14 protein-coding genes are annotated in these 13,090 nt (G+C 73.2%); 4 read left to right on the top strand and 10 right to left on the bottom strand.

The genetic code is table 11. From position 1 onward, the window contains the following. Positions 1–125 precede the first annotated feature (125 nt). Together AC1DWJ_RS04260 and AC1DWJ_RS04255 are read right to left on the bottom strand one after the other, a co-directional pair. Complete coding sequence (locus AC1DWJ_RS04260) at positions 126–1,079, bottom strand: D-2-hydroxyacid dehydrogenase family protein (protein WP_477620058.1); 954 nt, start codon at positions 1,077–1,079, stop codon at positions 126–128. Further along, a complete protein-coding gene (locus AC1DWJ_RS04255) occupies positions 1,076–2,305 on the bottom strand; it encodes a glycosyltransferase 87 family protein (RefSeq protein WP_477620057.1) in 1,230 nt (409 codons plus the stop codon). Before AC1DWJ_RS04255 ends, AC1DWJ_RS04260 begins: the two co-directional genes overlap by 4 nt. A gap of 41 nt (positions 2,306–2,346) precedes the next feature. Between AC1DWJ_RS04255 and AC1DWJ_RS04250 the strand changes: the two genes are divergently transcribed. Further along, the gene (locus AC1DWJ_RS04250; protein ID WP_477620056.1) at positions 2,347–4,584 is read left to right on the top strand and encodes a hypothetical protein; all 2,238 of its coding nucleotides are present in this window, start codon (positions 2,347–2,349) and stop codon (positions 4,582–4,584) included. Here the strand turns inward: AC1DWJ_RS04250 and AC1DWJ_RS04245 are convergent. Genes AC1DWJ_RS04245 through AC1DWJ_RS04225 form a run of 5 tightly spaced genes read right to left on the bottom strand, consistent with a single transcriptional unit; the run spans position 4,523 to position 9,088 of the window. Continuing rightward, on the bottom strand, positions 4,523–6,043 hold the full coding sequence (locus AC1DWJ_RS04245; RefSeq protein ID WP_477620055.1) for an MptA/MptB family glycosyltransferase: 1,521 nt from the start codon (positions 6,041–6,043) through the stop codon (positions 4,523–4,525). The two genes, AC1DWJ_RS04250 and AC1DWJ_RS04245, sit on opposite strands and share 62 nt — an antisense overlap. A gap of 8 nt (positions 6,044–6,051) precedes the next feature. Further along, positions 6,052–6,792: a glycosyltransferase gene (locus tag AC1DWJ_RS04240; protein WP_477620054.1), complete on the bottom strand. Its 741-nt coding sequence runs from the start codon at positions 6,790–6,792 to the stop codon at positions 6,052–6,054. Between the two features lie 14 nt (positions 6,793–6,806). After that, a complete protein-coding gene (locus AC1DWJ_RS04235; RefSeq protein ID WP_477620053.1) occupies positions 6,807–7,697 on the bottom strand; it encodes a DUF5926 family protein in 891 nt (296 codons plus the stop codon). A gap of 25 nt (positions 7,698–7,722) precedes the next feature. Continuing rightward, entirely contained in the window at positions 7,723–8,196 is a 474-nt protein-coding gene (locus tag AC1DWJ_RS04230; RefSeq protein WP_457254348.1) for an ATP-binding protein, read from the bottom strand. Positions 8,197–8,236: 40 nt separating this feature from the next. After that, on the bottom strand, positions 8,237–9,088 hold the full coding sequence (locus AC1DWJ_RS04225; RefSeq protein ID WP_457254349.1) for a glycerophosphodiester phosphodiesterase: 852 nt from the start codon (positions 9,086–9,088) through the stop codon (positions 8,237–8,239). Positions 9,089–9,249: 161 nt separating this feature from the next. Between AC1DWJ_RS04225 and AC1DWJ_RS04220 the strand changes: the two genes are divergently transcribed. Genes AC1DWJ_RS04220 through AC1DWJ_RS04210 form a run of 3 tightly spaced genes read left to right on the top strand, consistent with a single transcriptional unit; the run spans position 9,250 to position 10,844 of the window. Beyond that, positions 9,250–9,735, top strand: a complete 486-nt coding sequence (locus AC1DWJ_RS04220; RefSeq protein ID WP_457254350.1) for an RNA polymerase sigma factor — start codon at positions 9,250–9,252, stop codon at positions 9,733–9,735. Then, complete coding sequence (locus tag AC1DWJ_RS04215) at positions 9,732–10,322, top strand: methylated-DNA--[protein]-cysteine S-methyltransferase (protein ID WP_457254351.1); 591 nt, start codon at positions 9,732–9,734, stop codon at positions 10,320–10,322. The genes AC1DWJ_RS04220 and AC1DWJ_RS04215 overlap by 4 nt, the downstream gene beginning before the upstream one ends. Positions 10,323–10,352: 30 nt before the next feature. Continuing rightward, positions 10,353–10,844 carry a nucleoside deaminase gene (locus AC1DWJ_RS04210; RefSeq protein WP_457254352.1) on the top strand — a complete coding sequence of 164 codons (492 nt, stop codon included), beginning with the start codon at positions 10,353–10,355 and terminating at the stop codon, positions 10,842–10,844. Here the strand turns inward: AC1DWJ_RS04210 and AC1DWJ_RS04205 are convergent. From AC1DWJ_RS04205 to AC1DWJ_RS04195, 3 genes are read right to left on the bottom strand one after another with little or no spacing between them, the layout of a single operon-like run. Further along, positions 10,841–11,443, bottom strand: a complete 603-nt coding sequence (locus AC1DWJ_RS04205) for a DUF421 domain-containing protein (protein ID WP_457254353.1) — start codon at positions 11,441–11,443, stop codon at positions 10,841–10,843. The two genes, AC1DWJ_RS04210 and AC1DWJ_RS04205, sit on opposite strands and share 4 nt — an antisense overlap. A gap of 21 nt (positions 11,444–11,464) precedes the next feature. Continuing rightward, positions 11,465–12,505: an aldo/keto reductase gene (locus tag AC1DWJ_RS04200; protein ID WP_477620052.1), complete on the bottom strand. Its 1,041-nt coding sequence runs from the start codon at positions 12,503–12,505 to the stop codon at positions 11,465–11,467. Beyond that, positions 12,502–13,074, bottom strand: a complete 573-nt coding sequence (locus tag AC1DWJ_RS04195; RefSeq protein ID WP_457254355.1) for a dihydrofolate reductase family protein — start codon at positions 13,072–13,074, stop codon at positions 12,502–12,504. Before AC1DWJ_RS04195 ends, AC1DWJ_RS04200 begins: the two co-directional genes overlap by 4 nt. Between the last annotated feature and the right edge of the window lie 16 nt (positions 13,075–13,090).

The following is a 13,090-nucleotide window of genomic DNA, read 5'->3' as shown; positions in this document are numbered from 1 at the left end:
GCTCGGAGGCTACCCGCAGCCCCGGACCTGCGCCATGGTCCGACCGCACCAGGGCCGAGCGCAGGGCCGAGCGCAGGGCCGAGCGCAGGGCCGAGCGTGGGGCCGAGCGTGGGGCCGAGCGTGGGTCAGGTCGCGACGACGTCGACCGGTGCGCCGTCCGCGAAGGCCAGGACCTGGTCGACCGCCGCGTCGTAGAGGGCGGCGATGACATCGCGCTCGACGTAGCCGAGGTGGGGGGTTGCCGTCACGGTGGGCAGCGCCAGGAGCGGGTCGGCGGCGTCCAGCACCGGTTCGTGCTCGAAGACGTCCACCGCCGCCCGGCCCGGACGGCCCGCCTCGAGGGCGGCCACCAGCGCACCGGGCGCGACGACCCCGGCGCGGGAGGTGTTCACGAACAATGCGTCGGGCTTCATCAGGGCGAGGTCCTCGGCCGTGACGATGCCCGTGGTGTCGGGGTTGAGCGGCAGGTGCACGGCCAGCACGTCGCACTCGCGGAAGAAGGCCTCGCGACTGGCCGCCGCGGCATACCCGGCCTCGGTGGCTCGCGCGAGGGAGCCCGCTCGACCCCACACCACGACCTGCATGCCGAACGCCCGCCCGACCTCCGCGACGAGCGCACCGATCCGGCCCAGGCCATAGACACCAAGGGTTTTCGCGTGGAGGCCGATGCCGACCGTCGACTGCCAACGACCCTCGAGCAGCGCGGTGACCTCCTGCGGGAGCTGCCGCTGGGCGGCGAGGATGAGCGCCCAGGTGAGCTCGGCCGTCGCGTGCGGGCCACCCGCTCCCCCGGCGCTCACGACGATCCCTCGCGCGGCCAGTGCGGCGAGGTCGAGGTGGCTGGTGTTGCGGCCGGTCTGGCTCACCAACCGCACGGTCGACAGTCGCTCGACCACCTCGCGCGGGAGCGCGGTGCGTTGCTGGAGCAGCACCACGGCATCGAACCCGTCGAGCCGCTCCACGAGCGCGGCGCCGGTCACCGAGTCGGTGAAGGCGACCACGTCGTGGCCGGCCAGCCGCTGCGCGCACGGCAGCGAGCCGAAGGCGTCGGCGTAGTCGTCGAGCACCGCGACCCTCACGGCGCGACCTCGGTATGCCGCGCGGGCGCCGTGCGGTGCAGGGCCCACCAGAGCAGGGCGAGGGCGAGCAGTGACCCGAAGGTGTCGGCGTTCTGGAGCACGCGGCCGATCCAGCGCGGCCAGTCGGGGTGGCTCAGCCAGGTGATGCCCCACCACGGCATCCGGCACAGGAAGAACGCCGTCACGACGCCCGCAGCGAGCAGCCGTCGGCGGTCACGGAGCGGGTCGGCGCCGAGCACGGCGAAGATCACCACGACCATCCAGTGCAGGTGGTGGATCCACGCGACCGGCGACAGCAGCACCGCCATCAGCCCGACCGCGGCGACCTCGCTGATCGAGTCACCGGCCAGGTAGGCGCGCCGCGCGAGCTGGAACCCGACGAAGCCGACCACGGCGACCAGCACCAGCCAGAGCGCGTCGCCGACCAACCCGTCGGGCCCGACCCGCAGGAGGAAGCCGCGGATGCTCTGGTTGGACGTGCCGGCGTTCGGACCCAGCCGGGCCGGGTCCTGGAGCGCGCCGCCCCAGAAGGCGAACGACGCCTCGGGGAGCAGCAGCCAGGCGCCCACGGTGACGGCGACAGCGGTGCCGACCGCGGTCGCGGCCTCCTTCCACCGCCGGTTCAGGAGGTAGTGGATGACGAAGACGCCGGGCGTGAGCTTGATCGACATCGCCAGCCCGACCAGGACGCCGGGTGGGATGCGCCTCAGCAGGCCGGGGCGCGGGCTGCGCAGGTCCATGAGGCAGGCCAGCACCATGAAGGCGTTCACCTGCCCGAACCTGATGCCGTCCGAGACGGGGTGCAGCCACAGCATCGGCACGGTGAGCAGGGCGAGGGTGATCGGCACGAGGGCGCCGGTGCGGTGGATGAGGCGCCACCCGGCATACCAGACGATCGCGGTCGTGGCCGCGATCTGGGCGAGTGTCCACAGCCAGCCGACCGCGCCGAAGGGCAACAACGCCAGGGGAATCGCGATGACGGCCGCGAACGGCGGATAGGTGAACGGCAACAGCTGGGGTGCCTCGGTCATCGCCGAGTAGATCGGTCGGCCGGTGAGGATCGACACGCCCGCCTCGCGGTAGACCTCGACGTCGACCTGCCACTGGTCGAGCGGCCAGAAGACCAGGTAGCGCAGCACCGGGATGGCAGCTCCCGCGAGGACCACGACGACCGCGAGCGCCCACCTGGCCCGGAGTGAGGGGGTGTTGCGGGTCGCGGTGGTCACGCCTCCATTCTGTCGTGCTGGCCGACCCGTAGCCTGTACGGGTGACCCGCCGCGCCAAGAGCTCCCTCGTCGGCCCGTTCGCAATCCTCCTCAGCGTGTTCTCGGGCCTCGTCCTGCTGTTGGCCCTGCTGCCGGGTGCCAGCGCAGCCGCGGCCCCCGCCACGACCCCCGACGCAGTCGCCGCGGACGGTCCGAACCCGATCATCATCATCGGCACCGGCGGGCTCACGTGGAGCGACGTCAGCGCCAAGGGCACACCGTCGTTGTGGACCTTCCTGCGCGACGGGTCGACCGCCGCGGTCTCGGTGCGCTCGGTCTTCACCAACACCTGCCCCGTCGACGGCTGGCTCAGCCTGTCGGCCGGCAACCGCGCCGCTGCCCCGGGTCCGGGCAAGAACGGCTCCCGCACGACCACCGACCCGTGTCCGCCCATCCCCGTCGTGGACAGCGGCGTCGTTCCCGGGTGGGACGGCTACGTGAAGGCAGCCGACGCCCTCAAGTTCGACTCCACGCTCGGCACGCTGGGCGAGCAGCTCGCCAGCAACAAGCAGTGCATCCAGGCGGTCGGCCCGGGGGCCGCGCTCGGCGCCGCCCACCCGTCCGGTGCGGTCCCCCGGTATGCCGCGTACGACGCCTCCGCGCTCACCGGCCTCCTCACCGGGTGCCGCGTGACGCTGGTGGATGTCGGCTCCCTGCGCGACCCCGCCGACCTCCCCGCCAGCGAGGCGAGGACCACCCCGGGCAACCGAGCGGAGCAGGCCACCGCGATCGACCGGCGCATCGGGGAGGTGCTGGCGGGCGCCCCGAGCGGGTCGGACATCGTCGTGGCGAGCCTGTCCGACGCGGGGAGAAGCGAGCGGCTGCGGCTGGTCGCCGCCAAGGGCCCGCACTACGGGTCCGGCACCCTCTACTCCCCCTCGACCCGGCAGGACGGGCTGGTCCAGTCGGCCGACCTGACCGTGACCGCCCTGACCGCCGCCGGCGTCCCGATCCCCGACTCGCTCGGCGGGACGGCGCTGCGCAGGAGCGACGCGGGCGGTGGTGAGACGGGCAGCAACTCCGATGCCGCGGCGCAGGACCGGCTGCGACAGCTGCTCGACTTCGACGAGGCCAGTCACGAGGTGCACCCGCTGGTGCCGCCGTTCTTCAACGGGGTCGTCTACACGCAGATCGCGATCTACCTGCTGGCTGCGGTGGTCTGGCGGCGCGACTTCGGGTCGACCGACCTGCGGCTGCGGATGCTGCGGATCACCCGCAGGGTCGCGGTCGTGGCCTCGACGGTGCCGGCCTCCACCTTCCTGGCGAACCTCATCCCGTGGTGGCGCTTCCCCATCCCGATGATCGCCGTCGTGCTCAGCGTCGGGCTGTTCGTGGCGATCATCTCCGCGATCGCCCTGCTGGGTCCCTGGAGCCGGCGGCTGACCGGCCCGCTGGTCGTCGTGGCACTCACGACCCTGCTCGTGCTCGGTGGCGACGTCATGCTCGGGTCGCACCTGCAGATCTCGTCGCTGATGGGGCTCCAGCCCGTCGTCGGTGGCCGGTTCTACGGCATGGGCAACGTGACCTTCGCCCTCTTCGCGACCGCGGCCCTCCTGCTCTGCATCGCCGTCTCCAGCTTCTACCTGAAGCGGGGTCAGCCGAAGCTCGCGGCCATCGCGGCGCTGGCGATCGGACTGGCTGCGGTGGTCGTCGACGGCTACCCGGGCTGGGGTGCCGACGGCGGCGGCCCGCCCGCCCTGCTGCCAGGTCTGGCCTACCTCGTCCTGGCCATCCTCGGGATCCAGATGACGTGGAAGCGCGGGGCGATCCTCGCCGGTGCGACGGTCGGGCTGTTCCTGCTGGTCGGCTTCCTCGACTCGCTGCGTGGGGTCGAGAACCAGTCGCACCTCGGTCGGTTCTTCCGCTCGATCTTCAGCGGCGGGGCCCTCGACATCATCACCCGCAAGCTGCAGCAGAACATCGACATCCTGTTCGGCAACTACCGGCTGTCGCTGCTCGTGCCGATCGCCCTGGTCTTCGTCATCTACATCCTGGCCCGGCCGACGTCGTGGGGGTCGCGGTCGCTGCAGCGGTCCTACGAGGCGTGCCCGACCCTGCGGCCGGGGCTCATCGCGCTGCTGGTCACGCTCACGATCGGCTTCGCCATCAACGACTCCGGGGTCGCGATCCCCGCCAACGGCGCCATCATCGCGGTGCCGCTGATCATCGCCGTCAGCGTCAGGGTGCTGGAGGACGAGGCACGCTCGTCGGCGACGACCCGCGCGTCGCGGCGCGGGTGAGCCACCCCCAGACCAGCAGCCCGGCATACGGGACGGGGGTGCGGCGCACCCACAGCGAGACCCGCTCGACCGTCGGGGTCATGCCCACCACCCGACCCGGCACGTAGCCGACCGCCATCGCCGCGAGGCGCACGACGAGGATCGTGTCGAGCACGCTCGCCGCCAGCACGGGCAGGACGGCCCAGGTGATGAGGTCGTACCACGGCAGCGAGTAGGGGGCCGCGAGCGAGTAGGCGGCGCTGAGCACCAGCGTCCACCGCACCGCGGCGCCGGTCGCGGTCTCCGGGGCGAGGCCACGGGTCACCCGGGCGAGCAGCACGGCGAGCACCACGGCGACGACGACCGCCAGCCAGGTGACGACGGTCCGCGCCTGGCCGGACGGGAGCGGGCCGGTCAGCAGCTCGAAGAGCAGGCGCCACGGGGTCGCGAGTGAGATCGACCGGCGAGCGCGGTCGAGCTGGTCGAAGACGTGCGGGCCGGCCCAGAGGTGCAGCGGGACGACCAGGACCACCGCCGCCGCCACGAACCCGACGGCGCGACGCACGAACCCCCGGCGCTCGTGGACCCACCACCCGACGAGGACCGCCAGGACGACCACGCCGTAGGTGATCTTGCAGGAGACCGCCAGACCGGCGAACAGGCCGGCGGCGAGCGGGTTGCGGGCTGCCAGCACGAGGGCGGCCACGCCGAGCGCGGCGGCGACGAGGTCGACGTGGGCGCCCAGCACCCCGATCCCGAAGACGAGGGGGTTGAGGGTCCAGAGGGTGTCGACCCGTCGCGCGGTCGCGCCCGTGCGCAGGAGGAGGAACCGCACGCCCAGCCAGGCCAGGACGACCAGGACCTGCCAGCACCACACCGTCTCGCGGACGTTCGCGCCGCCGAGGAGGGAGGTGAGCGTCTGCAACAGCGTGGCGAACGGGCCGTAGACGCTTACCGTGTCGGTCCACGGCGGCTCGACCCCGGAGATGACGGGATCGGCGGGCGACCAGGCGCTCGGTGGGGTGAGGTAGGGGTCGCCACCGAGGGCCGAGATCCGGCCGTACGCGGCGTAGTTGGTGTGGTCGGCGGACCCGAACGGCCCAGTGAGCAGGGCCAGCACGCCCAGCGCGACCGGGACGGCCCACCCGCCCTGGACGGCCCACCCTCCGGGAGCCAGCCGTCTCCTCGCCCGGGCCGCGACCGCACTGAGCATGCCGGCTCCGGAGACGACGGAGGGCTCGCCCCTGAGGCGCAGCCAGACCGCGACCGCGCCGAGGAGGTAGGCGGCCCACAGGAGACCGGTGACCAGCGCCGGCGACGGCGACCACGCGAGGTCGCCGGGCGCCCAGCCGCGCGGCCCGAGCGAGGGCTTGGCGGCGCTCTCCCCCGCCACCCCGACGAGGAGCAGCAGCCCGAACGAGACGACCAGTGCGGGCATCGCGACGCGGTCGCGGACGGCGACCAGTCCCGAGGGGGTCATGACGGGGGTCAGCGCAGCCCGCGGCGGACCCGGCGGCGGGCCAGGGCGAGGGCGACGTCGCGGTACTGCTTGGCGCGGTGCACCTGTCCGCGCCAGTCGGCACCGCTGACCCGGTGGTGCAGCTCGCAGGGCACCTCCTCGACGCGCAGGCCGGCCATCAGGACATCGACGGTGAGGCCGACCTCGACGCCCCATCCCCGCGCGAGTGGGCTGGCGGCGTCGAACGCGGGGCGGGAGATGCAGCGCATGCCCGACAGCGGCTGCTGGGCGACGAACCCGGTGAGGTCCTCGATCCCCTTGCGCGCCAGCCGCACCACGAACCCGTGTCCGCCGCCGGCGGTCTTCTGGGGTGGCAGGGTGGCGATCGTCATGTCGGCCCGGCCCTCGAGCACCGGCGGCACGAGCACCCCGAGGTTCGCGGCGGTGCCCTCGAGGTCACCGTCGACGAAGAGCAGCGGGCGACGGCCGTCCGAACCCCCGCCCCGGCCCTCGACCCCCTCGTGGCGCGCGACGTAGCCGGCGCCGGTGGTCATCGCGGCGGCCTTGCCTCGGTTGCGGGCGTGCCGCACCACCTCGGCGCCCGCTTCCCGGGCGAGCTCGGCGGTGCCGTCGGAGCTCCCGTCGTCGACGACGACGACCAGGTCCACGCCCGGTATGCCGCGCACGGCACGGATCGTCGCGGCGATCCGGTCGGCCTCGTCCTTGGCCGGGATCACCGCGGCGACGGTCGGGGCCGGGTGCGCTGTCATGTCGGGGCGGCCGGTCAGCGCAGCGTGACCTGGCGGCTGAGCAGCCCGGACCGGGACCGGCGCTCCTCCGCGGTGAGGGGCGCGTCGGAAGCCGAGGCGGCGGCATACCGGGTCATGAACTCGCCCAGGGCTGCCTCGTAGTCGTCGGCGGCCTTGGCGGCGTCCAGGTCCCACACCGGCACCAGCAGGCCGCAGGCGCGGAAGGCGCCGAGCAGGCGGGTCTGGTCACCGAGGCCGCTCTCACCACCGGCGTGCAGGCGGGCGAGCGCGTCGGTGGCGACGTCCTCGTCCTCCGGCAGGACCAGGCGGATGTGGGTGCGCTCGCCGATGCGGCACCAGTAGGCCGAGTCGGTGGCGGTCATCTTCACCGTGGGGATGACGGACTCGTTCGCGCGGTCAAGGGAGGCCTTGGCATCGTCGTCGAGCTCGCTGTCGCCGACCCAGAAGTCGAAGCCCTCGTGCACGGTCACCTCGAACGGCGCGGAGGTGTCGAGCAGGTCCTGCAGGCGCGGGGTGTCGGCCGTGGCCGCCGGGGTGCCGGTGATCGGCGTGCCCTGCTCGGCGGAGGCCGCGGCCAGCAGCGAGGTGGCCAGGTCGCGGGACGCGTCACCGGAGATCGAGCCCGACTGGGAGCCGACGAAGACGGTGCCGTCGGCGCGGTGGAGGCCGGGCCAGGCCAGCGGCAGCACGGTCGCGATGGTCACCTCGCTCGGCGCCCCCTCGGGGGCCCGGCCCTGGGCGAAGGACACCGTGGCGGTGGCCGACGGCAGGATCTCGCGCATCGCGACCCAGTCGGTCTCGCCTGGCAGGCCCTCGAACGGACGAGCCACGAACGGTGCGGGCTCGACGCGTGCGGTGGCGGAGCCGTGGTCTGCGCCCTTGCGGCGACGTGTTGCCTTACCCATTTCGCAAACCCTAGTGGGAGGGAGCTCAGTGGCTGCGGCGGCGGGAGGGGCCGCCGAGGGAGGCCCACACCGTCGAGCCGGTGCGGTCCTCGGTGACGCCCCACTCGTGGGCGAGGCTGCGGACGATCCGCAGGCCGCGTCCCGAGGGAGCCCAGATCGTGCGCGGCGCCGGCCGGGGGGTGCTCTCGCTGCCCCCGTCGGTCACCTCGACCTCGACGACGCCGGTCTTGACCTTCCAGTGCACGCGCAGGTTGCCGTCGGCCAGCGGCCGGGCGTGGCGGATCGAGTTGGAGACCAGCTCCGAGACGACGATCTCGGCCTCGTCGATGACGGCGGCGGACACGTCGCGGGCCTCGAGGTCGTCGACGAGGGCCTTGCGCACCTGGGCCACGGAGGTGGCCCGCCACGGGACGCGGACGGTGCGGGAGGAGTCCCGGAGCCGACCGCCCGAGGGCGGGTCGGAGCGCGGGGAGCGTTCTCCCAGCGGTGCAGCTGCCATGCGCGGGCCCGTGTCCGATCTATGTGAGTTCGGTCGGAGACTACCGACTGGCTTCGACAGCGTCGAGGACCGCGCGGGGGTGGTTGCTGATGATGGCGTCCACCCCGAGCTCCAGGCACAGGGCGACGTCGGCCGGCTCGTCAACCGTCCAGACGTAGACCTCGTGCCCGTGGCGGTGTTGCCGCGCCACCGTCTGGGGGTAGCGGCGGACGATCTTGATGTCGAGCCCGACCGTGTGGATCCCCTTGGGCAGCGACCCGTCGCGGAACCGCAGGGGCACCGAGTCCTCGATGAGGTAGACCGCGGGGACGTCGGGGCAGAGCTGGCGCATCCGCTGGACCGCCAGCTGCGAGAACGACATGACCCGCACCCAGTGCCGGCTGTCGCGGCGCGGACCGGTGAGGTCGAACTCCTGCAGCACCCGGGCCAGCTGCCGCTCGACCAGTCCCGCATAGCGCGTGGGGTGCTTGGTCTCGATGACCAGGCCCACGGGACGTTCGGACTCCAGCACGTTGGTGAGCAGGGTGCGCAAGGTGAGCAACCGGTTGCGGTCGCGGTCGGGCAGCTCGAGGTCACGCGGGTGGTCCTCCTTCCACGAGCCCCAGTCGAGACCCTCGAGCTCGGCCAGCTCCAGGGTCGAGACGATGCCGTGGCCGTTGGAGGTGCGGTTGACCCGGCGGTCGTGGACGCAGACCAGGTGGGAGTCGGCAGTGAGCCGGACGTCGCACTCCAGGGCGTCCGCTCCCTCCTCGATCGCGCGGACGTACGCGCGCAGGGTGTGCTCGGGTTCGACGAGGCTCGACCCCCGGTGCGCGATGACGAGCGGACCATGCCGGGCGGGGTCAGGGCGGGCATGGCCGGCCGCAGGCGTGGGGACGCCGTCGTCGAGCACGCAACCATGGTTCCACAAGGGTCGCCGAAGCACCCGCGACCCCGGCCGAACGGCGACCGCGAGTTTCGCACCGCTGACCCGGGGACCACGATGCGGCACGATGGCCACCGCCCGGTGGCGTGCCGCCCCGGGGCTCACACGACGGGGAGGTGCGGCGTTCCATGGGTGTGAAACTGCCCGCCTTCCAGACCCTCGTCGACGCCCACTGGCGCGACGTCGCCCGCCTCGCCCACGCCCTCGCCGGCCCGGTCGACGGGGACGACGTGGCCCAGCAGGCGTGGACGCAGGCGCTCGCGGCCTACCCGTCGCTGCGCTCGGCCACGAACCTGAGGGGCTGGCTGCTCACGATCACACACCGGTGCGCCATGGACGTGCACCGGGGACGGGCCCGCCGCGCGGTGCCCCACGACGACCCGGCCGCGTTGGCCACGGGACCGGCCGCACCCGCGGCCGACGCCGACCTCCCCGACGGCCCGCTCTGGGCCTCGGTGGCCGCCCTGCCGCCACGACAACGCGAGGCCGTCGTCCTCAAGTACGTCGCCGACCTCGACCACCCCACCATCGCCGCCGCGCTGGGCACCTCGCCCGCGATGAGCCGGCGCCTCGTGAGCGATGCGCTCGCGACCCTGCGTAAGGACGTGTCATGACCGACCCCACCACCCGCCTCGCGGCCTTCGGGCGCGACACCTCGTCCCTGCACCCTCCGGTGCTCGCCCCGAGTGACGTCTCCTACGTCGTGGAGGACACCCCGATCGGGCGAATGCTGTTGGCCCGCAACGACTCCGGCGCGCTGGTCGCCTCCGCGTTCGTGGCCACACCCGAGGACGAGGAGCACGTGCTGACCCGCCTCAGCGAACGCATCTCGCCGCGCGTGCTGCGACAGCCGGGTGAGCTCGACGAGGCCCGCACCGAGCTCGAGGCGTTCCTCGCGGGGCGCACGCGGGCGTTCACCCTGCGCACCGACCTCGCCCTCGCCTCGGACTTCCAGCGGTCGGTGCTCCCCCGCCTCGCGGCGACCGTGGGCTACGGCGACCGGGCCACCTACGGCGAGCTCGCGGCCCGGGTCGACCGACCGAAGGCCGCGCGCGCGGTCGGGGCCGCGCTGGGCGCGAACCCGTTGTGCGTCGTGCTCCCGTGCCACCGCATCGTGGCGTCGAGCGGCGCACTCACCGGGTATGCCGGTGGGCTGGACGCCAAGCGCTACCTCCTCGACCTCGAGGCCAGCCACCGCTGAGGTCCTGGGCATTCGTGCGAGCATCGGGGGATGGCTCTCTCCGACGTCGACCTGACCCACCTGCGCCAGTGCGTGGACCTGGCCCGCGAAGGCCTCGAGGCCGGCGACGAACCGTTCGGCTCGGTGCTGGTCGACGGCGTCGGGCAGGTGCGGTTCGCCGACCGCAACCGTGTGCAGGACGGCGACCAGACCCGACACCCGGAGTTCGAGGCCGCGAAGTGGGCGGCCGTCCACCTGCCGGCGGACGAGCGGGGCGCGTGCACCGTCTACACCTCCGGCGAGCACTGTGCGATGTGCTCGGCGGCGCACGCGTGGGTCGGCCTCGGCCGCATCGTGTATGCCGTGTCGACCGAGCAGCTCGTCGGCTGGCTCCGCGCGTGGGGCGTGCCACCGGGACCGGTCAACCCGCTGCCGGTCCAGGCGGTCGCCCCGGGACTGGCCGTGGCCGGGCCGGCACCCGAGCTCGAGCAGGAGGTGCGGGAGCTGCACCGGCGACTGCACGGCATACCCGAGGGCAGCTAGCCCACCGGGCCACCGCCCTGCGCCTCGAGGCGCGCCGTGAGGGCGTCGACCGCGCGACGGAGGTCGCCGATGGTGGCGGTGCGCGCCTCGGGCTGGAGCTCGACCGTCACCGAGCCACCGGGTTCGACGGCGACCCGGCGCACCTGGCTCAGCGAGTCGGCGCCCTGGGCCTGGATGGCGTTGTCGAGCTCTTCGGGGGTCATGCCGAGGTGCATCAGCGCGCGGTGGTCGAGGAGCCCGTCCGTGACCACCACGGTCGGACGACCGTCGAGCAGCCACGCGAGCCACGGGATGCGCAGGGTCAGGCGGTCGAGGCCGGCGTTGACGACGACGAGCACCGCGGCGCCGAGCAGCCCGCCGATCAGCGAGTTGTCCTCACCGATGATGGCGTTCTGGACCACGTTGGACAGCAGCAGCACCACGACGAGGTCCTGCGAGTTCATCTGTCCCATCAGGCGTTTGCCTGCGATCCGGATGACGATGAGGATCCCGAGGTAGACCGCGACCGTGCGGATGACCTTCTCGGCCACGGGCATCTGCAGGTGGAGCAGGTCGTCGACGACTCCCTGCGACGCTGCGGCGACGACGTGCTCGAACATGGCTGGCTCCCTGGCTGGTGGCTACTCGCGCCCGGAGGAGATCCAGGCGGGGTCCTTGCTGAGGTTGCGGTCGCCCTCGGCGAGCGCCGCGGCCTGGTCGAGCCGGGCCAGCTGGTCGACGCCCAGCTGGACGTCGAGGGCACCGAGGTTCTCGTCGACGCGCTCCGCGCGGCGGGTGCCGGGGATCGGGACGACCGGCAGCCCGAGCCGCTCGCCCTGCGCGTAGAGCCAGGCGAGCGCCACCTGCGCCGGGGTGGCCCCGACCTCGGTGGCCACCTCGGTCACGACCTGCACGACCCGCTGGTTGGCGTCGAAGCCGGCGTCGAACCTGGGGTGGCCCTTGAGCATCGACCCCGCAACGGCCGCCTTGGTCATCGCGCCGGTGAGGAAGCCCCGACCCAGCGGCGAGTAGGGCACGAACCCGGCGCCCACCTCGACGGCGGCCGGGACGACGTGCGCCTCGACGTCGCGCGACCAGATGCTCCACTCGCTCTGCACCGCGGTGATCGGGTGCACCGCTGCCGCGGCGCGCAGCTCGGTCGCGGTGACCTCTGAGAGGCCGAGGTGCCGCACCGTGCCGGCCGCCACGAGCTCGGCCATCGCCCCGACAGTCTCCTCGATCGGCACGCGGACATCGCGTCGGTGCAGGTAGTACAGGTCGATGACGTCGGTGCCGAGTCGCCGCAGCGACGCCTCGGCCGCACCGCGCACGTATGCCGCGTCGCCCCGGACCCCGGTCGCGCCCGGCCCCTGGTTGGGGACGCCGGTGATGCCGAACTTCGTGGCGAGCTGCACCTCGTCGCGCCGGTCGCGCAGCAGCTGGGCCACGAGCTCCTCGTTGGTGCCGGCCGGACCCTCGACCCCCTCGCGGGGCTCGCCGTACACGTCCGCGGTGTCGATGAACGTCACGCCGGCGTCGACCGCGTGGTGCAGGGTGCGCAGCCCCTCGGCGGGGTCGGTCTGGCCGTAGACGTGGGTGATCGCCATGCCGCCGAACCCGAGCCGGCTGACCTCGAGTCCGTGGCCTAGGTCGACCCGACGCGATCCGCCGGTGGTGCTCATGCCCCAGCCTCCGACGACGCAGCGGGCACGGGGCCGTAGGACAGGTGGACCACACCGTTGGAGTAGACGTCGCTGCCCAGGAGGGCCAGCCTCGTGGGGCCGCTGCCCTCGGTGAACAGCCGCTCCCCCGCGCCGAGCGCGATCGGGTAGACGAAGAGGTGCAGCTCGTCGACCAGTCCGTCGGCGAGCAGCCCGCGGACGAGCTGGCCGCTGCCCGAGACGTAGATGCTGCCGTCGGTGTCGTCCTTCAGCCGTCGGATGACGTCGGCGTCGTAGGCCCCGAGGCGCTCACTCGGGCCCCACTCCTCGGTCGGCTCCTCCTTCCCCACGACGTACTTGGTCGTCTCGTTGAAGAACGGCGCGCCCGGGTCCTGCTCCACCGTGCGGTCGCGCCAGGCGGGGGCGAACATGTCGAACGTCGTGCGGCCGAGCAGGATCGCGGTGGCTCCACCGGTGACGCCGGCGAGGGTCTCCCCCATCGCCGGGTCGAAACCGAACTCGAAGGTCCAGCTCGGCGACTCGAAGACGCCGTCGAGGGAGATGAACTCGTGGACTGCGATCTGACCCATGGAGCCGACCCTGCCA

The organism is Pedococcus sp. P2_D7 (assembly GCF_056404295.1).
Note: the sequence above shows the minus strand (reverse complement) of the source record. Positions and strands in the feature narration are given on the sequence as shown.